This window comes from Amycolatopsis sp. NPDC051071 (assembly GCF_040682875.1).
Lineage (GTDB): Bacteria > Actinomycetota > Actinomycetes > Mycobacteriales > Pseudonocardiaceae > Amycolatopsis.
On record NZ_JBFBBY010000028.1, the window covers coordinates 1 to 24149 of the forward strand.

The 24149-nt window shown below is 67.7% G+C and carries 18 protein-coding genes; all 18 read right to left on the reverse strand.

The window, feature by feature from the left end; genetic code table 11:
• Nucleotides 1–123 precede the first annotated feature (123 nt).
• The 18 genes from AB0M65_RS12335 to AB0M65_RS12420 all read right to left on the reverse strand — a co-directional run bounded on the left by AB0M65_RS12335 (nucleotide 124) and on the right by AB0M65_RS12420 (nucleotide 24136).
• Nucleotides 124–2010 (reverse strand): copper-binding protein, encoded by a 1887-nt coding sequence (locus AB0M65_RS12335; RefSeq protein ID WP_364025617.1) that lies wholly within the window; start codon nucleotides 2008–2010, stop codon nucleotides 124–126.
• A gap of 66 nt (nucleotides 2011–2076) precedes the next feature.
• Nucleotides 2077–6033, reverse strand: a complete 3957-nt coding sequence (locus AB0M65_RS12340; RefSeq protein WP_364025620.1) for a ThuA domain-containing protein — start codon at nucleotides 6031–6033, stop codon at nucleotides 2077–2079.
• A 74-nt stretch (nucleotides 6034–6107) separates the two neighbouring features.
• Nucleotides 6108–7124 (reverse strand): multicopper oxidase domain-containing protein, encoded by a 1017-nt coding sequence (locus AB0M65_RS12345; RefSeq protein ID WP_364025623.1) that lies wholly within the window; start codon nucleotides 7122–7124, stop codon nucleotides 6108–6110.
• Between the two features lie 14 nt (nucleotides 7125–7138).
• Nucleotides 7139–8014 (reverse strand): sugar phosphate isomerase/epimerase, encoded by an 876-nt coding sequence (locus AB0M65_RS12350; protein WP_364025626.1) that lies wholly within the window; start codon nucleotides 8012–8014, stop codon nucleotides 7139–7141.
• A gap of 10 nt (nucleotides 8015–8024) precedes the next feature.
• A complete protein-coding gene (locus tag AB0M65_RS12355; RefSeq protein WP_364025629.1) occupies nucleotides 8025–9029 on the reverse strand; it encodes a sugar phosphate isomerase/epimerase family protein in 1005 nt (334 codons plus the stop codon).
• Nucleotides 9029–9178, reverse strand: coding sequence for a hypothetical protein (locus AB0M65_RS12360; protein ID WP_364025632.1), 150 nt, complete (start codon nucleotides 9176–9178; stop codon nucleotides 9029–9031). The genes AB0M65_RS12355 and AB0M65_RS12360 overlap by 1 nt, the downstream gene beginning before the upstream one ends.
• Nucleotides 9179–9184: 6 nt before the next feature.
• A complete protein-coding gene (locus AB0M65_RS12365) occupies nucleotides 9185–10558 on the reverse strand; it encodes a nucleotide pyrophosphatase/phosphodiesterase family protein (RefSeq protein ID WP_364025634.1) in 1374 nt (457 codons plus the stop codon).
• On the reverse strand, nucleotides 10555–11637 hold the full coding sequence (gene eboE, locus AB0M65_RS12370) for a metabolite traffic protein EboE (protein WP_364025637.1): 1083 nt from the start codon (nucleotides 11635–11637) through the stop codon (nucleotides 10555–10557). Before eboE ends, AB0M65_RS12365 begins: the two co-directional genes overlap by 4 nt.
• Nucleotides 11634–12497: a TatD family hydrolase gene (locus AB0M65_RS12375; protein WP_364025640.1), complete on the reverse strand. Its 864-nt coding sequence runs from the start codon at nucleotides 12495–12497 to the stop codon at nucleotides 11634–11636. The genes eboE and AB0M65_RS12375 overlap by 4 nt, the downstream gene beginning before the upstream one ends.
• 2 nt (nucleotides 12498–12499) lie before the next feature.
• Entirely contained in the window at nucleotides 12500–13918 is a 1419-nt protein-coding gene (locus AB0M65_RS12380) for an EboA domain-containing protein (protein ID WP_364025643.1), read from the reverse strand.
• Nucleotides 13915–14763, reverse strand: a complete 849-nt coding sequence (locus tag AB0M65_RS12385; protein ID WP_364025646.1) for an SCO3242 family prenyltransferase — start codon at nucleotides 14761–14763, stop codon at nucleotides 13915–13917. The genes AB0M65_RS12380 and AB0M65_RS12385 overlap by 4 nt, the downstream gene beginning before the upstream one ends.
• Nucleotides 14760–15917: an inositol-3-phosphate synthase gene (locus AB0M65_RS12390; protein WP_364025649.1), complete on the reverse strand. Its 1158-nt coding sequence runs from the start codon at nucleotides 15915–15917 to the stop codon at nucleotides 14760–14762. The genes AB0M65_RS12385 and AB0M65_RS12390 overlap by 4 nt, the downstream gene beginning before the upstream one ends.
• A gap of 109 nt (nucleotides 15918–16026) precedes the next feature.
• Complete coding sequence (locus AB0M65_RS12395) at nucleotides 16027–17196, reverse strand: Gfo/Idh/MocA family oxidoreductase (RefSeq protein ID WP_364025652.1); 1170 nt, start codon at nucleotides 17194–17196, stop codon at nucleotides 16027–16029.
• A 40-nt stretch (nucleotides 17197–17236) separates the two neighbouring features.
• Nucleotides 17237–18289: a substrate-binding domain-containing protein gene (locus AB0M65_RS12400; protein WP_364025655.1), complete on the reverse strand. Its 1053-nt coding sequence runs from the start codon at nucleotides 18287–18289 to the stop codon at nucleotides 17237–17239.
• A gap of 24 nt (nucleotides 18290–18313) precedes the next feature.
• Nucleotides 18314–19327 carry an ABC transporter permease gene (locus tag AB0M65_RS12405; RefSeq protein WP_364025658.1) on the reverse strand — a complete coding sequence of 338 codons (1014 nt, stop codon included), beginning with the start codon at nucleotides 19325–19327 and terminating at the stop codon, nucleotides 18314–18316.
• Complete coding sequence (locus tag AB0M65_RS12410; RefSeq protein WP_364025661.1) at nucleotides 19324–20826, reverse strand: sugar ABC transporter ATP-binding protein; 1503 nt, start codon at nucleotides 20824–20826, stop codon at nucleotides 19324–19326. The genes AB0M65_RS12405 and AB0M65_RS12410 overlap by 4 nt, the downstream gene beginning before the upstream one ends.
• Entirely contained in the window at nucleotides 20823–22091 is a 1269-nt protein-coding gene (locus AB0M65_RS12415; RefSeq protein ID WP_364025664.1) for an ROK family transcriptional regulator, read from the reverse strand. Before AB0M65_RS12415 ends, AB0M65_RS12410 begins: the two co-directional genes overlap by 4 nt.
• 572 nt (nucleotides 22092–22663) lie before the next feature.
• On the reverse strand, nucleotides 22664–24136 hold the full coding sequence (locus AB0M65_RS12420; protein ID WP_364025667.1) for an SDR family oxidoreductase: 1473 nt from the start codon (nucleotides 24134–24136) through the stop codon (nucleotides 22664–22666).
• Between the last annotated feature and the right edge of the window lie 13 nt (nucleotides 24137–24149).

A 24149-nucleotide genomic window follows, 5' to 3' on the forward strand; every position in this document is an offset into this window, starting at 1 on the left:
TGTTCTCGCATGTTCCGTATACAGCGCGTCCCGTCCCCCCACCGCTGGGGTGCCGGGGGGTTCCGCCCACGGGCCCTCGGTTCAGCCGAGGGAAGGGGGCCTTCACGCGCTAACAGGCTCCGCTCAGACGTCCCGGATGGGTGTCTTCACGACCTTCTTCATGCCGGGGTTCTTCGTCTCCGGCTTCTTCTGCGGCTCTGGCTCCGCGGTCGAGCCGCCGATGCCGGAGTCGATCGCCGCGGTGACGATCAGGTTCCGCTCATCCGGCGAGAGGACCTCGCCGTCCAGCAGCTCCTGCGTCACGGCCCGCACGTAGACGACGAACTGGTCGTTCGACGAGTAGTCCGACTCGTCGTCGATCACGTCGTTGATGGTGCAGCCGTTGCCGGTGTCGCGGTTCTCGACCTGGCTGTCCGCCGAGCCGAGGATCACGGTGTCCCGGACGTCGGAGTCCGGGCAGGCGTCCGGTCCCGGCGGCGCGGCGACGATGGTGAACGCGCCGCCCTGTTCCGCCGAGACGTTGCCCGCCTTGTCCGAGGCCCGGTAGGTCAGCGTGTGCGTACCGAGCGCGGTCACCTTGACCGGCGCGGTGTAGACCGTCCACGCCCCACCGTCCAGTTTATACTCGATCTTGTCCACACCGGACCCGGTGTCGGTCGCGGTCAGGTTGATGGTCGCGTCCTCGATGTACGACCAGTTTCCGTCCAGATCACCGCTCACCACCACGGAAACGACCGGCGCGGTGCTGTCGTCACCCTCGACGATGGTGAACGTCGCCGTGCCTTCCGGCGAGATGTTGCCCGCCTTGTCGGTCGCGCGGAAGTTCACCGTATGCGCGCCGACGACGGTCAGCGCGAGTGGCGCCGAGTACGTCAGCCACGGGCCACCGTCCAATTTGTACTCGACCTTGCCGACACCCGAACCGGCGTCGGTGGCCGTCAGCGCCACGGTCGCCTTGCCGACGTAGTTCCCGGCGGGGTCCTTGGTGCCGGTCACCGCGGAGGTCACGGTCGGCGCGGTGGTGTCACTGCTGACGATCGTGAAGTGCGCCATGCCCTCCGGCGAGACGTTGCCCGCCTTGTCCGACGCGCGGTAGTGGACCATGTGCATACCCGGCGCGGAAACCGCGACCGCAGCGGTGTACGCGGTCCAGGCGCCATCGTCCACTTTGTACTCGACCTTGTCGACGCCGGAATCGGCGTCGGTGGCGGTGACCTTCACGGTGGCGGTGTCGAGGTAGTTCCCCGCACCGTCCTTGGTCCCGGTCACCTCGGACGTCACGGTCGGCGGCGTCTTGTCACCGGGCTGGCCCGCGACGACGCTGAACGACGACATCCCTTCCGGGGAAACGTTCCCGGCCTTGTCCGAAGCGCGATGGTGGACCATATGCGAGCCGACGGCCGAAACCACCACGGGTGTCGTGTACGCGGTCCAGGCACCACCGTCGAGCTGGTATTCGACCTTGTCCACACCGGACTGGCTGTCCGAAGCGGCCAGGTTCACCGTGGCGGAACCGACGTAGTTGCCCGCCGTGTCCTTGGTGCCGGTGACGTTGGCGGTCACGGTCGGCGGCGTGGTGTCAGGGCCGCCGCCGCCATCGGTGACGATGAGCTCGCCGACCATTTTGCTGTGCCCCTGCACCGTGCAGTAGAACCGGTACTTCCCGGGCGTGAGCGTCACGGTCGCTTCGTGCTCGCCGTTCTGCTCGTCGTAGGGGTTCGCGAGGATGTTGAGGTTGACGTCGTGGTTGTAGCCGGCGGTCGACGTGTCGAACGTCAGCGAGTGCGACATCGTCGAGCCGAGGGCTTCGGTGTTCTTGAACAGGATCTTGGTCTCACCGGCCACCGCGGTAGCAGGCGCGCTGAGGTAGTGGTCGGTGCTGTTGCCCGCCGTCCATTCCAGGGTCTGGACGGGTGCGGCGACGGCGGGTGCGGTGGAAACCGGTAGTACCAGGCCGGCTATCGCGAGCGCCGCGGCCAGCAGGGCCGCGACGAGGATTCTTGGGGACATCACGGGAAACCTTCCGTACAGGGAGACCGGCCGGGCGCGAGGGAGGCCGCGCCCGGCCGGTCTTGGCTACAGCTGCCGCACCCGGATGTTGCGGAACTCCATCAGGTCGTTGTCACCGTGGTTCTGCAGACCGATGAACCCGCTGACGAACTGCCGGAAGTCGGTCGACGGGTCGCCTGCCCGCGACGAGTTGATCCCCGGCGCGTTCTCGAACTCGTTGATCACGACGCCGTTGCGGCTGATCGTGTACTTCTGCCCGACGACCTTGACCTCGTACTCGTTCCAGGTCCCCTTCGGCTTCACACCCGCCTGGTCCAGCGGCCGCGGGTCGAAGTTGTAGATCGACCCGGTCTTCTGCGGTTCACCGGTGGCCCCGTCGTACAGCTGGACCTCGTGTCCACAGTAGATCGCGACCCAGGCCTGCGACGTCTTCGCCGACCCGACCGTGCCACAGCTGCCCGGCGGACGCTGCTCCAGCGGAGTGCGCGGGTCCGGGAACCGGACGAACACACCACTGTTCGCGCTGCCCGTCGGCGCGATGTCCTTGAACTGCAGCTTCACCGAGAAGTTGCCGAACTGCCGTGCCGAGTACCACAGCATCCCCAGCCCGCCCGACGGTCGCAGTGACCCGTCCGGCTGGATGGCGAACTGCCCGGACGGCGCCTGCGACCAGTTGCGGAACGATTCCGCCGTGCCGTCGTAGATCGCGTCGTAGCCGGTGACGCCCTTGTTGCCGATGGGCGACGCGGCGGCCGCGGTGGTGATCTTCTCCGACTCGGCCGAGTTCAGCACCCCGAGATCACCGAGCCGGTCCACGGCCTGCGTGACATGGTTGACGAAACCGGCGTGGGAGGTCCACGTGCTCTCGTCGTCGATCATGTCGTCGACCGTGCACCCGCCACCCGCGTTCCGGTTGGTCACCCCGGTGTCGGTGTCACCGATCATCACCGTGGCGCTGGGATCCGCCACGAAACAGCCGACACTCACCGAGTTCCGCGTGGTCACCGTCTCGCCGTCCGCGTAGGTCACGGTCAGCTTCGCGGTGTACAGGCCGGTGCGCGGGTAGGTGTGCCGCGGGTCGGCCTGCGTCGAGATGGTGCCGTCGCCGAACTCCCACTTGTAGGAGACGCCGCCGGACTTCGACCCGGTGAAGGCCGCGGTGAGCGGCTTGTTCTGCACCATGGTCGACATCGCCGCCGCGGACGGGGTCGCCTCGCCGCCGGTGTAGCTGATCTTCAGCAGCTTCTGGTTGCCGTCCAGGGTGAAGAACCCGTTGCCGTAGTCGAGCGCGTACAGCGCGCCGTCCGGCCCGAACTTGGCGTCCATCCAGCTCTGCAGCTTCTGGTCACCACCACCGGTCGGCAGGATCTGCCGCACCGTTTCGGCGAACACCGGCGGATCCTGCTTCGGCACGCCGTTCGGGTCGACGGTGACCGCGATCCGGTTCAGGCCGTTGCTCTGGTCACCGATGAACCACTTGTCGTTCCAGTACGACGGCCACGCGACACCGCTGTTGGTGTTGACCAGGTCGCGGTGGTACGTCGGCCCGGTCATGACCGCCTGGCCGCCGCCCTTGAGGTAGGGCTGCGTGTAGGTGGCCTCGGCCGCGTTGTACGTCGGGACGGAGCTGTTGGGACGGTTGGGGAACACCGGCCCGCCGCCGTCCGGCGCGTACCAGATCATGTTCTTCTTGACCGGCGGCAGGTTCACCAGGCCGGTGTTGCGCGGCGAGGTGTTGACCGGGTTGTCGCAGTCGTACCAGCCGGTGAGGACCGCGGCGTCGGTGCTGCTGCGGTCGCGATAGGGCTGCTTGTTACCCATGCAGTACGGCCAGCCGTGGTTGCCCGCCTCGGTGATGATCGTGGCGGTCTCGTACTTCGCCGGGCCGAGTTCCGGGCTCGGCGACGTCGCGTCCGGACCGACCCAGGCCGCGGTCAGCCAGTTGGTCTTCTTGTCGATTTGCAGACGCGAGATGTTCCGCACGCCCATCACGTAGATCTCGGGCCTGGTCTTGTTGCCAGGATCGTTCGCCTCGGGGAACAGGTTGCCTGCCGGGTTGGTGTACGTACCGTCGGCCTCCGGGTGGATCCGCAGGATCTTTCCGTTGAGGTCGTTGGTGTTGCCGGCGGTGCGGCGCGCGTCCTGGAACGAGACGCCCTTGTAGTCCTGGGTCCAGTTGTTACCGGAGTACCCGTTGGACCCCTGCGACGAGTTGCTGTCACCGGAACCGACGTAAAGATTCCCATCCTTGTCGAAGTCCATACCACCACCGGCGTGGCAGCAGCTGTGGATCTGGACGTCCCACGAGAGCAGATCCTTGCGGGTCGCCTGGTCCAGCGTCTGGTTCTTCAGGTCGTAGGTGAACCGGGAAACAACCCGCTTGCCGATCCGCGTGTCACGGTTGATCGACTCGTGCGGCATCCAGTAGGCGTACATGAAGCCGTTCTGGGTGAACTTCGGGTCCAGCGTCAGGCCAAGGAGGCCTTCCTCGTTCTTGATCATTTCACTGGTGTTGCCGCGGTTGCCCATCACCTTCAACGTGGTGAGCAGCTTCGCCTTCTTGGTGACCGGGTCCCACTGGTGGACCGTGCCGCAGCCGAGGCCGACGTTCGGGTCGTCCCAGCTCTCCACGAAACCGGTCGGGCAGGCCGCGCGGCCGATGTAGAACACCCGGCCGTCGGGTGCGATGGTGAGCCCGTGCGGCTCGCCGATCTGGTCGAGCTGGCCTGCCTGGTTCTTCGCGGTCAGGCGTTCGACCTTGTAGTTGGCCGCGATACCCGCCTTGCAGTCACCGCGGACCATGCCGGTGGTCCACTTCAGCGCACCGAGGATGTGACCGCGGAACTGGGCTTCGCCGTAGCTCGCCTCGGTCCGGCCCATCCCGGAGTAGAAGGAACGGCCGCCGTCGTAGTCACGGCACCACGAGATCGGGTGGAAGGCGCCGTTCGCGCCGACACCCGGCTTGTAGGTCGCTTCTTCGACCTGAGCGACGGTGTGCACGGTGCCGACCGGGTTGACCTCCCAGTTGAGCCACCGGTCCGTGCGGACCCACTTCTGCGGCAGGCCCGCGGTGGCCGGGTTCACCTTGTCGAGGACGTCGACCGTGGCCTCCGCCGGAGCGGTCTCCGGCGGCGGCGGGGTGTTCGACTGGTCCTTGAACAGCTTGAAGTCGGCCAGCTGGATGATCGGGTCACCCGCGTTGGCGGTGATGTTCAGCCGGTAGTTCGAGTACGCCGTGGTGTTGGCGAAGGTGAACGTGCGGCTCTGGAGCGGATCGGTGAACACCTCGTTCGTCCGGGTGTCCAGATCGGTCCACGTGGTCCCGTCGTTGGAGCCCTGGAAGGTCCAGTTCTTCGGGTTACGTCCGGCGAAGTCGTTGGCGGACACCAGCGCGTAGCTGCTCACCGCGACCGGGGCGGCCAGCTTGTAAGCGACCCAGCCGGTGTTCGCGAAGGCCAGCCACTTGGTGTTCTCGTTGTTGTCGGCCAGCTTTTCCTTGGTCTCGTTGGGCGGGTTCTCCGCACTCGCGGTGACCGAGGCGATCGCCTCCGGCGTGGGACGCGCCCCCACCGGACGCGCTCCGATCAGGCCGGAGAACCACTGCGAACCGTCCTGCGCACGAGCGGCGTCCGACAGCCCGAGGAAGCCACCGCCCGCCTTCATGTAGTTCTGCAGCGAGGTTTCCTGGTCGCGGTTGAGCGTGATGCCCTGCGCGGAAAGGAAGACGACGCCGCGGTACTTCGCGAGGTTCGCCTGCGTGAACACCGCTGGGTCCGAAGTGGACGATACGGAGATGCCGTTCGCCTGGCCAAGGCTCGCGATCGCGTCCGTGGCACGCAGGACGGGGTCCTTCTGGTCCGCGGCGGTGCCGTGGAAGACCAGGACGTTCACCGGCACGTTCGTGGCGGCTTCGGCGGTCACCGGTGCGATGGCCAGCGGAAGCCCCGCCGTGACAACGGCCCCGACCGCCAACGCGGCCAGTGACCGTCTGCGGAGGCGGCGCTTCGAAAAGACTCGTCTCAAGATCTCGCTCCTTTCAAGCGATGGGTCGTGAGTGTTTTGGGTCGTTCTAACGACCCAAAACACTCACGACCGAGCTAGTGGTGGGTATGGGCCGAAGCGCCGGTGGCGTCCGGAGTGGAAGTCGGGTGCTGATGACCCTTGAAGCGGTCGATCGCCTCCTGTGCGCCCGCGGGCATCCCGCCGTCGGCGTTGCGGACCAGGAACACGCCGGACATGCCGTCGTCCGAATGCTGCTGGACATGGCAGTGGTACATCCACGCGCCCGGCCCGACGCCGTCACCGGCGATCACCTGGAACCCGAAGGAGTTGCCGGGGTCGAGGGTTTTGTTGTCGAGGATCGGGGCGTTGTCGGTCGCGCTGGTGAGCATGCCGGTGCGGGTGTCCGCCCAGCGGTGCGCGTGCAGGTGGAAGGTGTGCATCAGGTTGCCGTGCCCGATGCAGATGAACTCGACGCGTTCACCGAGGTTCGCCTCGAAGATCGGGGTGTTCGGGGCGATCTGGTGGTTGATCCACATTTCGGTGAACACCACGGTGAACTGCTTGCTGGGCAGCAGATCCCCGCGTTTGCGCACGATCAAACCGCCGTAGAGCCCCTTCATCAGGCCCACGGTGCCGTGATCCCCGCCGAACGCGTGGTCGTGGTAGTGCCAGTAGCCCGCGCTGCCGGGCATCCAGAAACCGTTGGCCGCCTGGTAAGCCGTCCGCGTCTTCCAGGTGTAGGTCTTGGTCTCGTACGGTTTGTTGAAGGAATCGTTGAACGGTGAGCCGTCCGACTTGGTGTCGTAGTTGACGCCGTGCGGGTGGATCGAAAGCCGCTGGTCGGTGTTGTTGACCAGTTCGATCACCAGCGTGTCGCCCTCGTAGCACTCCAGGAGCGGTCCGGGGATCGTCGGCTTGCCGGGCTCCAGCCCGTAACCGACCCGGGTCGAACCGGGAACGTAGTCGGCGTACACGGTGATGTTGCGGGTCATCCCGGCGGCGGCCGCGGGGGCCGAGCCGGCGCTGGCCGACACCACGACCGGGGCGAGGACCCCGGCCGCGGTACCCGCGAGCATCGATCTGCGGGACAGCCCGCGTTTGTTCTTGTCCATGGTGGATTCCCCAGTCAGAAGCGGACGTTACGGAGATAGGTGAACCCGGTCTGGGCGGTGCTCAGGGGATCCGTGGGGTTGTCGTGCTCGACGATGTACTCGTGCAGATTGGCGCGGGTGTTCCGGAAGATGCGGGGGAAGTCGATGACGCCCTTGCCGGGGTCGACCATCTTGCCGTCCGCCGTCCGGTCCTTGACGTGGTACTGGACCACGCGCGGGAAGTGCTGCCGGTACAGCGAAACCGGGTCGACGCCGCCTTCCACCGCCCAGAACAGGTCGATCTCCAGGTGCACGTAACGCGGGTTCGTGTTCCTGGTGAGCACGTCGTACGGGCGTACGCCGCCAAGGGGCGCGAACTCGTGCGCGTGGTTGTGGTACCCGAGCGGGATCCCGGCCTGGCGGAACTTCCGTGCCGCCGTGTCGAGCCGTCCCGCGAACCGCGTCCAGCCGTCGATGGTGTCGAAGGCCGCGAACGGAACGTTGGCGCGGGTGTTCCCGAGGACCTTCGCGTCCGCGATGGTCTTGTCGATGTCCCCGTCGATACCCACATGCGTGGACGTCGCCCGGATGCGGTTCTTGTCGAGCAGGCCGCGAAACTCCTCGGCCGTGCGGCCGTAGGTGCCTGCCAGTTCGACCTTCCGGTAGCCGATGTCCGCCAGCGCGGACAGGGTTCCCGGAAGATCGGCCTGCAACGCGGTGCGCAGGGAGTAGAGCTGGATGCTGATCTTGTCCACCGGGACGCGGCCCCGACCGTGGTGGCCGTGTCCCTCGGTGGCCGCACTGGCCACGCCCGGCAGGGCTACCGCCGCACCGACCGCGACCGCCGCCGTCGCGGCACCTCGCAGGAGTGAACGTCGAGAGTGGAACCGCTCAGCTTCTTCACCGCACATGAAACCGCCCTCACTTCTGGTTGCTGAAAGCCGCGTCGAAGGCCGCCGACGGCTTGTCGAACAGGAGCCCCCGCAGAAAGGTCACGGCTTCCGCCGCGCCCCGGAGCCGGTCCATGCCGGCGTCTTCCCACTCCACCGAGATCGGACCGGCGTAACCGATCGAATTCAGTGCCCGGAAACAGTCCTCCCACGGCACGTCGCCGTGCCCGGTCGAAACGAAGTCCCAGCCGCGTCGGGGGTCTCCCCAGGGGAGATGCGAACCGAGCCTTCCGTTGCGTCCGTCGAACCGTTTCCTGGTGTCCTTGCAATCCACGTGGTAGATCCGGTCGGCGAAATCGAGGATGAAGCCGACCGGGTCGAGGTCCTGCCAGACGAAATGCGAAGGATCCCAATTCAGCCCGAATGCCGGACGGTTGCCGACAGCTTCGAGCGCACGTTTGGTGGTCCAGTAGTCGTAAGCGATCTCCGACGGGTGGACCTCGTGGGCGAACCGGACGCCCACCTCGTCGAAGACGTCGAGAATCGGGTTCCACCGGTCGGCGAAGTCCGAGTAACCGTCGTCGATGACCGCCTGCGAGACCGGCGGGAACATCGCGACGTACTTCCAGGTCTTCGAACCGGTGAAGCCGATCACCGTGTCCACCCCGAGTTTCGCCGCCGCGCGGGCGGTGTCGGCCATTTCCTTGGCGGCCCGCTGCCGGACGCCTTCCGGTTCACCGTCGCCCCACACCCGCGAGGGAATGATGGCCTGGTGGCGTTCGTCGATCGGGTCGTCGCAGATGGCCTGGCCGACGAGGTGGTTGGAAATGGCCCACACCTTGAGGCCGTGGTCAGCGAGCAGCTTCAGGCGTCCGGGCACGTAGTCCTCTTCGGACAGTGCGCGGCCGACCTCGAAGTGATCGCCGGAACACGCGATTTCGAGGCCGTCGTAGCCCCATTCGCTGGCCAGCCTGCACACCTCGGTGAACGGGAGATCCGCCCACTGGCCGGTGAACAGTGTGATCGGACGGCTCATCAGTTCTCCTCGAAAGTGATCGCATCGACGTCGAACAAGCCGCCGGAACCGCCCTTGAACACGAGGAACAGCGGGCCGGTCCCACCGGGGTCGGTGATGGCGGAGGTGGGTTCGTGAGTGATTTGGGTCGTTAGAACGACCCAAATCACTCACGACTACTTGAGCCCCTGCAACGACAGGAGCAGTGGATGAACGCCCGTCGCACCGACACGACCGGACGGCTGGAAGGCCGGATCACTGCACAACAGCACCGGACCGTCCTCACCCGCGTCGGGCAGCCGCCCGTGCGAGCCACGCACCCAGCGTGGCTCGGTCGGGACGACGTCCATCGCGTACCGCAGCCCGGCGAACTTCTTCGCCAGGTTGAGCCCGGCCCGTGCCTTGGCGAACTTGTCCTCCGGGTCGAAGAACAGCTCGGCGGGGTCGTAGCCCGGTTTGCGGTGGATCTCGACGCCGCGCGCGAAGTCGGGCTTCCGCTCGTCGTCGAGCCAGTAGTAGTAGGTGAACCACGAGTCCGGCTCGGCGACGGCGACGAGTTCGCCGGCGCGTTCGTGGTCGATGCCGTACTTGGCCTGTGCCTCCCTATCGAGGACTTCGTCGACGCCGGTCAGCTCACCGATGATCGACCGGACACGCTCCACATCGGACTCATCGCGGACGTAGACGTGCGCCACCTGGTGGTCGGCGACGGCGAACGCACGCGACGCCCACGGGTCGAGGTACTCCATACCCGCCTGGGTGTAGACCTCCAGCAGCCCCTCGCGACGCAGCGCCCGGTTGATGTCCACCGGCCTGCTGACGTTCGTGATCCCGTACTCGCTGAGTGCGACCACGGTCGCCCCGGCGTTACGGGCGTCGTCGAGCAGCGGCGCGAGTGCCTTGTCCAGGTCCCGTGCCGCCAAAGCGGCCTGCGGCGCGTCGGGACCGAAGCGCTGCAGGTCGTAGTCCAGGTGCGGAACATAGGTCAGCAACAGATCCGGACGCTTCTCACGCAGGATTTGCCGTGACGCGCCGATCACCCACTTGCTCGACTTGATCGACGCCGTCGGGCCCCAGTACTGGAAGAGCGGGAACTCCCCCAGCGCGCCGGTCAGCTGGTCGTGTAGTTCCGGCGGACGCACGTAGGCGTCCGGCGACTTGCGGCCGTCGGCGTGGTAGATCGGCCGCGGGGTCACCGTGACGTCGGTGCTCATCCCCATCGCGTACCACCAGCACACGTTCGCCGACGTGTAGCCGGGGTGCGCCGTCCGCGCGGTCTCCCACAGCTTCTCGCCACTGACGAGCCGGTTGTGCTGACGCCACAGGAAGATCTCGCCGAGTTCGCGGAAGTACCAGCCGTTGCCGACGATCCCGTGCTGCGCGGGCATGAGCCCGGTGAGGAACGTCGACTGCGCACTGCAGGTGACGGCGGGCAGCACCGTGCCCAGTTCGGCCTGCCAGCCGTCGCGGGCGACGGCGGACAGGTTCGGCATGTCCCGCAACGCCTTCGGGGTCAGCCCGACGACGTCGATGACGACCAGCGGCTTCATGCGGAAACCCCTTCCTTGACGAGATTCGCCTTGGCCCACTCGAGTTCCGCCGCGATCCCGCCGACGAGGTCACCGGCGTCCGGGAGCACGCTCCAGGTGTAGGTCTCGACCTCGATATGCGGTTCGCCGGGCAGCCCGGCGGCGACGGTGCGCAGGACGTCGGTCGTGGTCGACAGCGGCGCGGCCGGGGCCTGGTGCAACGGCATGTGGAAGTGCACGCGCCACGGGCCCTCACCCGGCAGCTGTTCCCATGCCTCGGGGAGATCGTCGGCCTTGTGCACGACACCGTCGGCACCGAGTTCCCGCACCTGGTGCAGGTAGCGCGGTTCGGCGAAGGCGGCCAGGGCTTCGCGTGCCTCGGCAGGCTTCTCGACGTGCAGAGCCGCCGACGCCTGCACCTTGACGATGTCCACATCGGACTTCGCGATCGCGGCCAGTGTCTCCGCCGGGTCGGCGAACGACACCGCGAGATGGCAGGTGTCCAGGCACAGTCCGACGTACTCCGGGTCGACGCGGCCGGACAGCCACGCCAGCGCGTCGGCGACGGTGTCGAGGACACAACCGGGTTCCGGCTCGACGGCCAGCCGGATCGGCCGGTCGCCGGTCTCCCGGATGGCCCGGACGACCTGCTCGAACGCTTCGGCCGCACGGTGGTCGTCGTGGTCGGTCCACGGTTCACGCCAAGCCAACGGCAGGGTGGAGATACTGCCGTAGGTGGCGTCTTCGGCGAGCAGATCCGCGAGCACGGTCACACAGTCGATCGTGTAGGAGACCCGGTCGCTGTTCGTCCACTCAGGACGGTAGACCGCGTGCTTGACGACCTCGTCGTGGAAACCGCCGTACGGGAACGCGTTGAGCGTGTACACCGACAGCCCGCGTGCGTCCAGCTCCGTACGGAATGCCTTGCGTGCCTGAGCGTCGTCGGCGAGTCCACGGGCGACCGGGGCGGAGAGCCACAGTCCGACACCGAGCTTGTCCGCGCCCAGCCGTTCACGCACCGGGAGCGCGTATCGCTCCAGCTGCGCGACAATGCCATCGACGTCCTCGGCGGGGTGGACGTTGGTACAGTAGGAGATCATTTGCGGGCACCTCGCAGGACCGAGTTGCCCTCGAAAGTCACTGCCTCGCCGGTGAAACCGGGCAGCGGGTCGAGGGTGAGGCGTCCACTTTGGTCGTAGAAGTCGACCGGGTTCTGCCACAAAACCTTGTCGACATCGGCCTCGGTGAAGCCGCCGTCGAGCATCGCCTGCCCGGTTTTGGCGGTCTTCAGGGGATCCGAGCGACCCCAGTCCGCGGCCGAGTTGACGATCATGTTGTCCAGCCCGTACTGGCGCAGGATCTCGACCATCCGGTGTTCGTCCATTTTGGTGTCCGGGTAAATGGAGAAACCCATCCAGGCACCGGAATCCTTGACCAGTTTGACGGTGACCTCGTTGAGGTGGTCGACGATCACCCGCTCGGGAGCGATGCCGGCCTCGCGGACGACGTCGAGCGTGCGCTTGGTGCCTTCGAGCTTGTCGCGGTGCGGGGTGTGCACCATCACCGGAAGGTCGTGTTCGAGGGCCATCGCCAGCTGCCGGGCGAAGACCTCGTCCTCTTCCTTGGTCATCGAGTCGTAGCCGACCTCGCCGACCGCGACCACACCGTCCTTGGCGAGGTACCTCGGGAGCACGTCGAGCACCTCGCGGCAGCGGGGATCGTTGGCTTCCTTGGGGTTCAGCGCGATCGTGCAGTGATGCCGGATGCCGAACTGGGCAGCGCGGAAGCGTTCCCAGCCGATGAGCGCGTCGAAGTAGTCGGTGTACGAGCCGACGCTGGTGCGCGGCTGCCCGAGCCAGAACGCGGGTTCGACGAGCGCGCGGACGCCCGCCGCGTACATGGCTTCGTAGTCGTCGGTGGTCCGGGACGACATGTGGATGTGGGGATCGAAGATGCGCACGGTCAGTGGCCTTCCTTGAGCAATGAGAGGGCGTCGGCGGGTACTTCACGTCCGGCCGCTCTTCGTTCGTCGGCGAAATCGGCGAGCATCCGTCTGAGTTCGTCGTCCACGCGGGTTTCGAGTTCCGCGACGGCGGCGAGCGGAACGCCGACGAAGACGCATTTCAGCACGCCGTGCCGCCAGGCGTGGTCGTCCAGGAACCGGGCGAAAGCACCCATGGCGGCGGCGACCAGGCGAATGTCGTTGGCCCGCAACGCGTCCTGGACCAGCTGGACACCGGTGCCGACGACTTCGGCGGCCGGGGACTCCAGCGAGTTGAGCCCCCGCAGTACCCCCCGCCGCTCGGCGTCGTCGCCGTAGCGGTAGAGGTCCCGCAGCTCGGCGGCCAGCGCCGAGGAGTCGAGGACGTCCGCCAGCACCCTCACGAGCCGGACCCTGGCCCGGTCGTCGACCGTGCCGTGGACGAGCCCCTGCGGATCGGTAGCGGGTCGCAGTGCCGCCCGGCCGACCTCGCGGCCGACAGCCGGGAAGAGCGAGCCGACGACTGACGGCTTCTCCCGGATCCGGCTTTCCGCCTTGTCCAGCCACGACTCCGGCATCGCGGCGGTCAGTGCCGTGAAGGCACGCCGTGCGGTATCCGGGGCGGCGTGGCTGTGCCGAGGCAGCTCGACCGCGGCCAGCCCGGTGTAGCCGATCTCCGCCAGTGCCGTCAAAGTCGCGGGCAGATCCAGTTGTCCGTCGCCGAACTCCAGGTGCTCGTGGACTCCTTGCACCATGTCGTCGAGCTGGACGTTCCACAGCAGCGGCCCGGCAAGGCGAACGCATTCGGCCGCGTCCACCGGCTCGACGGCAACGCAGTGCCCGACGTCGAGTGTGACGCCGAACAGTTCCGGCTCGCCGAGTTCCTCGCGCAGGTCCAGGACCTGACTCAGATGCTGCACAAGGTGCCCGGGCTCGGGCTCCATCGCGAGCCGGACGTTCAGCCGCGTGGCGTGCTCCAGGACCGCCGCGACACCGTCACGCAACCGGGTCCACGCGACGTCGTTGTCCACAGTAGACACACCGGACCAGAATGACACGCAGTCCGCCCCGAGGTCCCCGGCGATCCGCAGTGCCCGCGCGAGGAAGTCGATCCGGAGCGCGGGGTCGTCGGACAGCAGCGTCGGCGAGTGCTTGCGCCACGGGTCGAGCAGGTAACGCGCACCCGTCTCGATCACGACGCGGTTCAGGCCGAGCGCCGAAAGCCGCGAGGACACGTGCTCGACCTGTCGCGTCAGATCGTCGGCGAACGGGTCGAGGTGGTCGTGGTCCAGCGTGAGCGCCACCCCGGTGTAGCCGAGATCGGCGATCACGGCGAGCGCGTCGTCGAGGCGGTGGTTGGAGAACCCGTTGGTGCCGTATCCCAAAGAAAACACTGTCATGTGGGGCTCACCTTCCGCGACAGCTTGCGGGCGATCGGCAGCGCGGCCGCGACCAGCACGGCTCCCAGCACCGAACCCTTGGCCGTGACCGCCGCCTGCAGCGGGACCATGCCGTGGATGCCGTTCTTGGTCGCCGAGCGCACGGACTTCGCCGACGGATCGCGGACGGCGTCCGCCTGCGCCCGGCCGACCATCCCCGCGTACCCGGAACCAGCGGCCATCGACGCTGCCCGGTGCCAGCCACCGCGGGCCGGACCGGTCAATGCCAACGTTGTCGCCGCGCAGCTCGTGGCGAGTGCGGCGCGGGCCGTCGCCGGATTCGCACCGTGTACCTCCCCGGTGGACAACGCGGTGACGCCCAGTGTGTGGACACCCACCGCCGCCGCGGCGGTGGCGGCCTTCTTCGGAGAGTCACCCGCGCCGAGCAGGACGTCGAGGGTGCGGCAGGCCGCCATCGCGAAGGGTCCGGCCGGGGTCGGCTTGAGCAAGGTGTCGTACGCCCACACCGCGGCGGCCAGCGGAACCGCGACCTTCATCGCCTGACGGCCACCGCCGAGCGCGGCCAGGCCCAGCCCGGCCGCGGTCAGCGAGGCACCGGTGGTGAGCGCCGCGCCCGCGCTCACCCGCCCGGACGGGATCGGCCGCTCGGGACGCTCCACGGCGTCGAGCTTCCGGTCCGCCCAGTCGTTGAGGGCCATTCCGGCCCAGTAGAAGGCGACCGAGGACAGCGGCAGCAGCAGCCGTCGCCCGGTCATCTTGAGCCCGGCGGCCGCCGACCCGGCGACCGTGTCACCGAGCACGGTCAGCGCGGCGGGCGCCCGTACGAGTTCTACGTAAGCCTTCACAGGGTCGCCGCCCAGGCGATCAGGCGGGCGGACTGCTCGGCAAACCGGTGTTCGTCACTGCCCAGCGGATCCTTGAAGAAGAAGCCGAGCTCGGTCAGCGCGCCACTCCGGCCGTCGGCGTGTGCGGCGGTGACCAGGCGGGCGAGGTCGAGGATCAGCGGCGCGGCGAGTGCCGAATCGAACCCGGTCCAGGTGAACTGCAGGCTCATCCGCGCGCCGAGGAAACCCTCGAACGACACGTGGTCCCAAGCGGTCTTGACCTCACCGAGGTCGGGCACGTTGTCGATGTGCAGTGGCGCGGTGACGTCGTCGCCGAGCAGTGCCGCGAGCCCGCGGGCCTTCGATTCCAGCTTGCTGTTCGCGGTCACCGGGTCGGCCAGTGTCTCGCCGTCACCACCGCCGAGAAGGTTGGTGCCCGCCCAGGAGCGGACCTTCAGTGCCCGCGCGCTGAACATCGGCGCGAGGACGGTGCGCAGCAGGGTCTCGCCGGTCTTGCCGTCGGAACCCGCGTACGGCAGGCCTTCCCGCTCGGCGAGTTGCCGCAGCGCGGGCAGGGTGATCCCGGCGGACGGCGTGAACTCGACGTACGGAGCACCCGCCTTCAGTGCCGCGTAGGCCGAAAGCGAACTGGACGGCAGGACCGCCCTCGCCGGGTCGTCCAGCGCCTTCTCCAGCGAGTCCAGGTCGTCGTGTTCAGGCAGGTGAGGACACGGGGCCTCGGTGGAGGACACGTTGACCACCACGACCCGCGCGAGGTCGTGCCGATCGGCGAAAGCTCGGATGTCCGCCGTGAGCCGGGCGGCGGCGTCGGCCTGTGCACCCGTATGCGTCGCCGGGTGATAGCCGTCGCGGATCTCGGCGTCCACTTCGGCCAGTCCGGACCGGACGGCCGCGAACACCGAGTGCCCGAACACGCCGGCCCCTGCCAGCTGTTCAGCACGTTTCTCCAGCGGGGTGTGCACGATGTCGTGCCCGCCGAGGACCAGGTCGTCCCAGCCCGGCAACGGAACCCCCGCGAACGCGGGCAGCTCGGTGACACAGCCGGTCGGACCGGCCACTCGCGCCCGGAGTGCGAGCAACCCGACCGCCGCGGTCGTGGCGACAGACCCCCTCGCGCCGATCAACCAGATGCCCGTACGCTCGTGAGCAGGCATTTCTCCACCTTTCCAAACCCGAAAACACCAACCTCGGATGGTCGGACGTTTCGGATCGAACCAAGTCGCAGTGATGTACGTCCATGCGACTTTCGGCTGGAACTACACCTCAGTTACTTCCCCTCGCAGTGACACCGGGCACAGCGGTCCATCGCGCCTCTTCGGCCGCACTGCGCTCGACCGCGTCGAGGACCTTCTGAACCCTCAACCCGTCCTCGAAGGACGGTTCGGGATCCGTGCCTTCGCCGATCGCGGTGAGCAGGTCGGCGACCTCGTTGGTGAAGGTGTGCTCGTAGCCGAGGAGGTGCCCCGGCGGCCACCACACCCCGACGTACGGATGCTCCGGTTCGGTGACCAGGATCCGGCGGAACCCGGCCTCGGTGGCGGGTCCGCCACCGTCGAAGAAGGACAGTTCGTTCATCGATTCGAAGTCGAACGCGAGGCTCGCCTTCGACCCGTTGATCTCCAGCCGCATCGCGTTCTTGCGGCCCAGCGCGAACCGGGTCGCCTCGAAACTCGCCACGGCCCCACCCGAAAACCGGCCGAGGAACAACGCGGTGTCGTCGACCGTGACCTGCCCGGTGCCGCCGTTCCCGTCCGGCCGCTCCTTGACGAAGGTGTTGGTCAGCGCGGAAACGCCGGTGATGGTCTCGCCGGTGACGAACTGGGCGGCGTCGACGATATGCGCGCCGAGGTCGCCCAGCGCGCCGGAGCCCGCCTTGTCCTTGTGCAGCCGCCAGGTCATCGGCGACCGCGGGTCGGACAGCCAATCCTGCAGGTAGACCGACCGCACGTGGCGGATCTCGCCGAGCGCCCCGCTCGCGACCAGCTTCCTGGCGTGCGCGAGCGCGGGCACCCGGCGGTAGTTGAAGGCCACCATGGACCGGACGCCGTTCACCCGCGCCTTCGCCGCCGCCTCGGCCATCGCCTCGGCTTCGGCAAGGGTGTTGGCCAGCGGTTTCTCGCACAGCACATGCTTTCCGGCTTCGAGCGCGGCGATCGCGATCTCGGCGTGGCTGTCACCCGGCGTGCAGATGTCGACCAGGTCGACGTCGTCGCGGGCGATCAGCGCACGCCAGTCCGTCTCGACGTCTTCCCAGCCGAACCGTTCCGCCGCGGCCTTCGCCCGCCCCTCGTCACGGCCGCCGAGCACGGCGAGTCTCGGGATCAGCGGTGGTGTGAAGAACCGGTGCACACTGCGCCAGGCGTGCGAATGCACCGCACCCATGAACGCGTGTCCCACCATGCCGATCCCGATCGTTTCCGTTGCCGTGCTCATACCCCTCCTAGATCCGCCTGCGTGTGTCGGGAGTGCTTTGTTACGAGTCGAAGCCGACGTCCAGGTACTTGTCGACGTTCTCCTTGGTGACCACCGCGGAGTACGTGGTGATCTCGGCGGGGATCTCGTGCTCGGCGAAGTCACCGGCCCCCTTGCCCTGGCCGAGAAGCCGCGCGAGCGAGATCGCCGAAGACGCCATCGACGGGCTGTAGAGCACTGTCGCCTTCAGCGGTTCGGCGTCGGACTTGATCAAGTTCATCGCGTTCCTCGAACCGGCGCCGCCGACCATCAGGAAGTTCTTGCGGTTGGCGTTGTTGATCGCCGCGATGACGCCGACCCCCTGGTCGTCGTCGTGGTTCCAGAGCGCGTCCAGTTTGGGCGCGGACTGGAGCAGGTTCGACGTCTGCTGCTCACCCGACTCCGGCGTGAACTGCGCCGAAACCCGCGGCCCGACGGCGAAACCCTGACGCGCCAAGGCGTCCTTGAATCCCTTGCTGCGTTCCTGGGTCAGCGGCAGCGAGTCGATCCCCGCGACCTCGCCGATGACGGGGCTCGCGATGTTCTTCGCCTTCATCTGCTGGGCGATGTAGTTCCCGGCGTTGACACCCATGCGGTAGTTGTCGCCACCGATCCAGGTGCGGTACGCGAGCGGGGTGTCGAAGACGCGGTCGAGGTTGATCACCTGGATCCCGGCGTCCATTGCCTGCTGGCCCACCGCCGTCAGCGCCTTGCCGTCGAACGGCAGGATCACCAGGACGTTGACCTTGGCGTTGATCAGCGTCTCCACCTGGGAAATCTGCTGGTTGACGTCGTTGGTGCCCTCGGTCGCGTTGAGTGTGACCTCACTGAACTTCTGCGCCTGCGCGCGGGCGTTCTTGGTGATGGCCGCCATCCAGCCGTGGTCGGCGGCGGGGGCCGAAAAGCCGATGGTCACTGGACTTCCGGGCGCCGAGTTGGCACCGGCGTTCGCGACGTTGGCGGCGTTGTTCTGTGCCGGTGCCTCGTTCGAGGTGCACGCGGTCAGCAGCGCACCCGCTCCGACGGCCGCGCCTCCCAGCAGGAAGCGGCGGCGGTGCAGGGATTGTTCGGTCATGACGACTCCATCCACGGTGACCACTTAAGTACTCGTCTTGGATTTCTTTACGGAGCGGAACTGCAGTAGCGCGGCCAGCACGATGATCACGCCTTTGGCGATGTTCTGGATGTCGGTGTCCAGGTTGTTGAGCGTGAAGATGTTGGACAGCACGGTGAAGATCAGCACGCCGATCAGGGTGCCGATGAGCGAGCCGCGGCCACCGGTGAGCAGGGTGCCGCCGATGACGACCGCCGCGATGGCGTCGAGTTCGTAGAGCATGCCGTTGGTCGAGGCGCCCGCGGTGGTGCGGGCGACGACCATCAGCGCGGCGATGCCGCAGCACAGGCCGGCGACGCCGTAGACGAGGGCGGTGTGCCGCTTGACGTTGATACCCGCCAGGCGTGACGCCTCGGCGTTGCCGCCGACCGCGTAGGTGCGGCGGCCGAAGGTCGTGCGGTTCAGCAGCACCCAGCCGATCGCGAACACCAGCGCGAACATCCAGATCAGCACCGGGATCCCGAGCAGGTCACCGCGGAAGAACTCGAGGAAACCGGTGTCCGCGACCACCTGCGTGCGGCGGCCGCTGATGCGTTCGGCGAGGCCGCGGGCCGAGACGTACATCGCGAGTGTCGCGATGAACGGCACGATCTTCCCGTAGGACACCAGGATCCCGTTGACCAGGCCGCAGCCGAGGCCGACCAGGAGTCCACAAAGGATCATCACGAACGGGCCGTAGGACTGGGTGGCCAAGGTGGTCAGCCAGACACTGGACAACGCGACGATGGACCCGACCGAGAGGTCGATGCCGCCGGCGATGATCACGAACGTCATCCCGACACTGACCACGCCGATGGCCGCGGCCAGCCGCAGGATCGTGGAGAGGTTGCCTTCGGTGAAGAACTGGTCGGGCCGGGTCACGCTCCCGACGATGCACAGGACCACCAGCACACCGGTCAGCCCGAGCAGCCGGGGGTCTAGCGAGAAGTTCCGTTTTTCTTTGGGTGGTACGGGTTTCACGACGTTTCCCGTACGCACCGACTCGGCTTGGTCAGTCACGCCGCACTCCCCTCGAGAATCACGTCGAGCACATCCGCCTCTGTCAGCTCCGCAGACGGCTTTTCAGCCAGGACACGTCCTTCACGCAGCACCAGCACCCGGTCGGACAGTCCGAGTACTTCGGGGATCTCACTGGAGACCAGCACGATCGCGACCCCGGCCGCGGCGAGTTCGGCGATCAGCCGGTACAGCTCGGCGCGCGCGCCGACGTCGACCCCGCGCGTCGGCTCGTCCAGCAGCAGCACCCGGCAGCCGCGGACCAGCCAGCGCGCGAGTACCGCCTTCTGCTGGTTGCCACCGGAAAGCGTGCGGATGATCCGCTGGGGGTCGGCGGGCCGGAGATCGAGGCGCCGCAAGCTTTCCCCAGCGTCTTCGAGTTCGCGCGAACGGTCGGAGAAGCCGAACGTCGCGTATTTGGAGAGGCTGGCCAGTGTCACGTTGTGCGCGACGGAGAGATCCAGCAGCAGGCCCTGGCTCTTGCGTTCCTCCGGCGCCAGGCCGATTCCCGCCTTCACCGCCGCGGACACACTGCCTCCCCGGATGACGTTCCCGTCGACCGAGACCGACCCGGTGTCCTGCTTGCGCGCCCCGAAGATCGTCTCCAGCAGTTCACTGCGGCCCGACCCGACAAGGCCCGCGATCCCGACGACTTCGCCCGCGTGCACGGAGAAGTTCACGTTCTCGAACTCGCCGACGGTGGTCAGGTTCTCCACCTTGAGGACCTCGGTGTCCGGGTCCACGTGCTCCTGGTGACGCGGCCCGAAGACGGTCTCGACCTTGCGGCCCGCCATCAGCGCGACGAGGTCCGAGGTCGGCGTCACCTTCGCGTCGAGCCCGGTGGAGACGGTCTTGCCGTCCTTGAGCACGGTGACGCGGTGCCCGATCCGGCGCAGCTCTTCGAGCCGGTGGGAGATGTAGATGATCGCGACCCCCTCGGCGGTCAGCTCACCGACGATGCGGAACAGGTTGTCGACCTCTTCCCCCGCGAGCGCGGCGGTGGGCTCGTCCATCACCAGCAGCTTCGCGTCGTAGGCGAGCGCCCGCGCCATCGAGACCAGCTGCTGTCCGGCGGCGGAGAGCTTGCCGACCTCGGTCGACGGCGTGATCTCCGGATGTCCGAGCCGGGCCATCAGTTTGGCGGCCATGGCCCGGGACTCGCTGACTTTCGTGAAGCCGAACGACGCGCGCTCGCGGCCGAGGAAGATGTTGTCGGCGACGGAAAGCCCGGGTACCAGGTCGAGTTCCTGGTACATGGTCGCGATGCCGATCTTCAGCGCGGCGACCGGCGACGGCAGCGTGACCGCCTCACCCTGCCAGGTGATCTCGCCTTCGTCGGGACGGTGTGCCCCGGCGAGGACCTTGATCAGCGTGGACTTACCCGCGCCGTTCTGGCCGAGAAGGCAATGCACCTCACCGGGTTCGACGTCGAAGTCGACCCCGTCAAGTGCGCGGACCCCCGGGAAGGTCTTCACGATCCCCCGGACGGAAAGCAAGGTCATGCCGGCGCCTCCTCGGCCTCGGTGGCAAGCGGAACGAGCGTCGGATCGGCGAAAAGCCGTTCGGTGGCAAGGTGTGCGGCTCCACGCAGCGGAGCGGTGGTGCCCAGCGGCGACGTCACGACCCGGCAGCTGGGTTCCTGGCCGAGCGGCCGCGCGGACAGCTCCCGGCGCACCGGCTCGACCAGCCACTCACCCAGTTCGGCGAAGTAACCACCGAGCACCACGACGTCCGGGTCGAGCACATCGACCACAGTGGACACCGCGACGCCGAGCGCGACCCCGAGTTCCGAGACCGCCGCGACCGCACGCTGGTCACCACGCCGCACGCGGTGCTTGAGCAGCCCGACCCGGCCGTCGACGCCGAGTGCGGGGTCGTGCAGCGGGTCGCCAGGCGAGGCGGCGCCACGCAGCACCGCGTTGAGCCCGGCCTTGGTCTCCAGGCAGCCGACGCGGCCGCAGTGGCACTGCTCGCCGGACGGGTCGACGGTGATGTGCCCGACCTCTCCGGCGAAGCCGCGGGCACCACGCAGGATCGCGCCGCCGGAGACGAGTCCGCCGCCGACCCCCATCCCGCCGCTGAGGTAGAAGAGTTCGCTGGCCCCGGCACCGACCCCGGCGACCACTTCGCCGACCGCGCCGAGGTTGGCCTCGTTGTCGACCGCGATGGCGTCGACCGGGACGTCGAGCCGGGCGGCGAGCAGGTCGGCGATCTCGGCGTCACGCCAGCGCAGGGTCGGCGCGAACCGCAGCACCGCGGCGGCCGAGTCGACCAGGCCGGGGACGGACACCGTGATCCCGACCGGCCGCTCGTCACCCAGCACCTGACCGGCGAGGAAGGCGAGTTCGTCCATGCTCCGGTGGAGGCCGAGCGCGGCGACGTCGGCCGTCTCGACACGCTCGGCGATGACACGGCCGTCGAGATTGACGACGACGGCGGCGAAGCGATCGGCCTCGACACTGAGCGCGAGCCCGTACGCGCTGGCGCCGTTGAGCTCGACCAGCTGACTGGGCCTGCCGTTGCCGCTGGCCTGGAGTCCGGCGGAGCGGACGAGGCCGCGTTCGGAGAGCTCGGTGATCAGGCCGGAGACCGCCGCTTTGGTGAGCCCGCATCGCGCCGCGAGCTGCGTACGCGACAGCGGCCCCGCACGCAACGCCCGCAGGAGCGCGGCGAGGTTCGAGGTCCGTTTTCCTGCCGGGAACCCCTCGACGCCGGTCGCCGTGCGTTGGCTGACCGGGTCGAGCTGCCCGGATTCAGTCGCGGCCACACTGCCCCATTTGACGACGCCTCACTTACGAATCGGCCGTAACAAACTTTGTTACTTAGCCAGCGAAAGTAGGGTGGTGCGTGTCACTCGTCAAGGTGACAACAAGACAGAAATGGCCTCCGTCACCCGATTAGCCGCTCGATTCGGTACAGACTTTCGTACTTTGCGAGCAAAAGTCTGTACGATCTTGACGTTACTGGTCGTGAGTGATTTGGGTCGTTCTAGCGAAGGGTGTTTCAGGTATCTACGGCGGGTGAGCCGGGTAGTGGCCGGTCCTTGAAGGACTCCTTGAGGGACCCCAGAGTTCCTCAAGGTTCCTCTCACCCGTCCCGGAAGGTCATCACGAGCCCCCGCAGCTCCACCAGTCGCAACGGCGGCGCGTGAAGGACCCCTTCCCTCGGCTCAGCCGAAGAAACTCGACCTTCACACCTTCCCCAGTACAGGAAGGCCCCCTTCCTTGCGCCTAGGTACAGGAAGGGGGCCTTCACGTACCCAGGCAAGGAGACATCACGGACCGGACCCACGATCAGCCCCGCAGCCAAATCCAGTAGCTACCCAAGACACGCTTGGCCCTAACGACCCAAATCACTCACGACCCGGCTCGCCTGTGCCGCACCGGTGATGTTGCGGACCATCCCGCCGAAGACGACGCCGTGGAACGGTGCGATCCCCTTCCAGTACGCGTGCCCGGCGAGGCCGTGCGGCTCGAACACCGCCCGCTGCCGGTAGATCGTCCGGCCGTCCTCATCGGACTCGACGCCGAGTTCGAGCCAGGCCCGTCCGGGGAGCTTCATCTCCGCGCGCAGTCGCAATAGCCGCGGCCGGTCGAGGTATTCGACGCGCCACCAGTCCAGTGCTTCGCCGAGATGCAGCCGTCGCGGATCTCGCCGTCCGCGCCGCAGCCCGACGCCCCCGGCGAGCCGGTCGGCCCAGCCGCGGACCGACCACGCCAATGGGAACGAGTACCAGCCGTGCTCGCCGCCGATGGACTCGATGACGTCCCACAACGCCTCCGGCGACGCGTCCGTCTTCTGCTCGCGCTTGTCCTCGTAGACCGTCCCGCCCGCCCAATCCGGGTCGCTCGGCAGCGGATCCGACGGCGCGGACGACGCGTCGGACCAGCGGGTTGGGACGTCGGCGTTGCGGATCCGGCTCAGCGCCAGTTCGACGGCGTGTTCGTAGTGCGTCAGCCCCTCTTCCGGATCAGGAATGTGCTCGGCGATCGCCCGATCGTGGCAGACCACCTCGTGCACGAGCGATTCGATCAGCGGCACCGCGATCGAACGCGGGACCGGCGTGACCAGGTTGACCCATTGCGCGGACAGCCACGGCGTCAGCACCCGAACCGGGACGACCGCGCGCCGCGGCAGGCCGGCGACGACCGCGTATCGCCGCATCATGGCCAAATAGGTCAGGACGTCGGGGCCGCCGATGTCGAAGGCGCCGTTCACTTCGGGTGGCAGGACGGCGGCGCGTACGAGGTAGTGCAGCACGTCCCGGATCGCGATCGGCTGGATGCGGTTGTGCACCCATCTCGGCGTGATCATCGCCGGGAGCCGCTCGGTGAGGTATCGCAGCATCTCGAAACTCGCCGAGCCGGAGCCGATGATCACCGCGGCCTGCAGGACCGCGGCGGGCACGCCGGACTCCAGCAGGATCCGCCCCACCTCCGCCCGCGAAGCCAAATGCGGGGACAACTCCTCGTCGTCCGGCACAATCCCGCCGAGGTACACCAGGCGTCGCACTCCCGCCGTCTTCGCGGCCTCCGCGACCGTCCGCGCGCCTTCCCGGTCGATCTCGACGAAATCCTTGCGCGTCAAGGAATGCACAAGGAAGTAGACGACCTCGCCGTCGGCCAGCGCCGCCTCGATCGAGGCCGGGTCGGTGATGTCGCCACGTTCGACCTCGACGCGATCACGCCACGGTTCCTCGGCGACTTTCTCCGGCGACCGCGCCACGACGCGGACCTCGTGACCCGCGTCGAGCAGATGCGGCACCAGCCGTCCGCCGACATAACCCGTCGCACCGAGCACCACGCATCGCATTCACCCGAGTGTT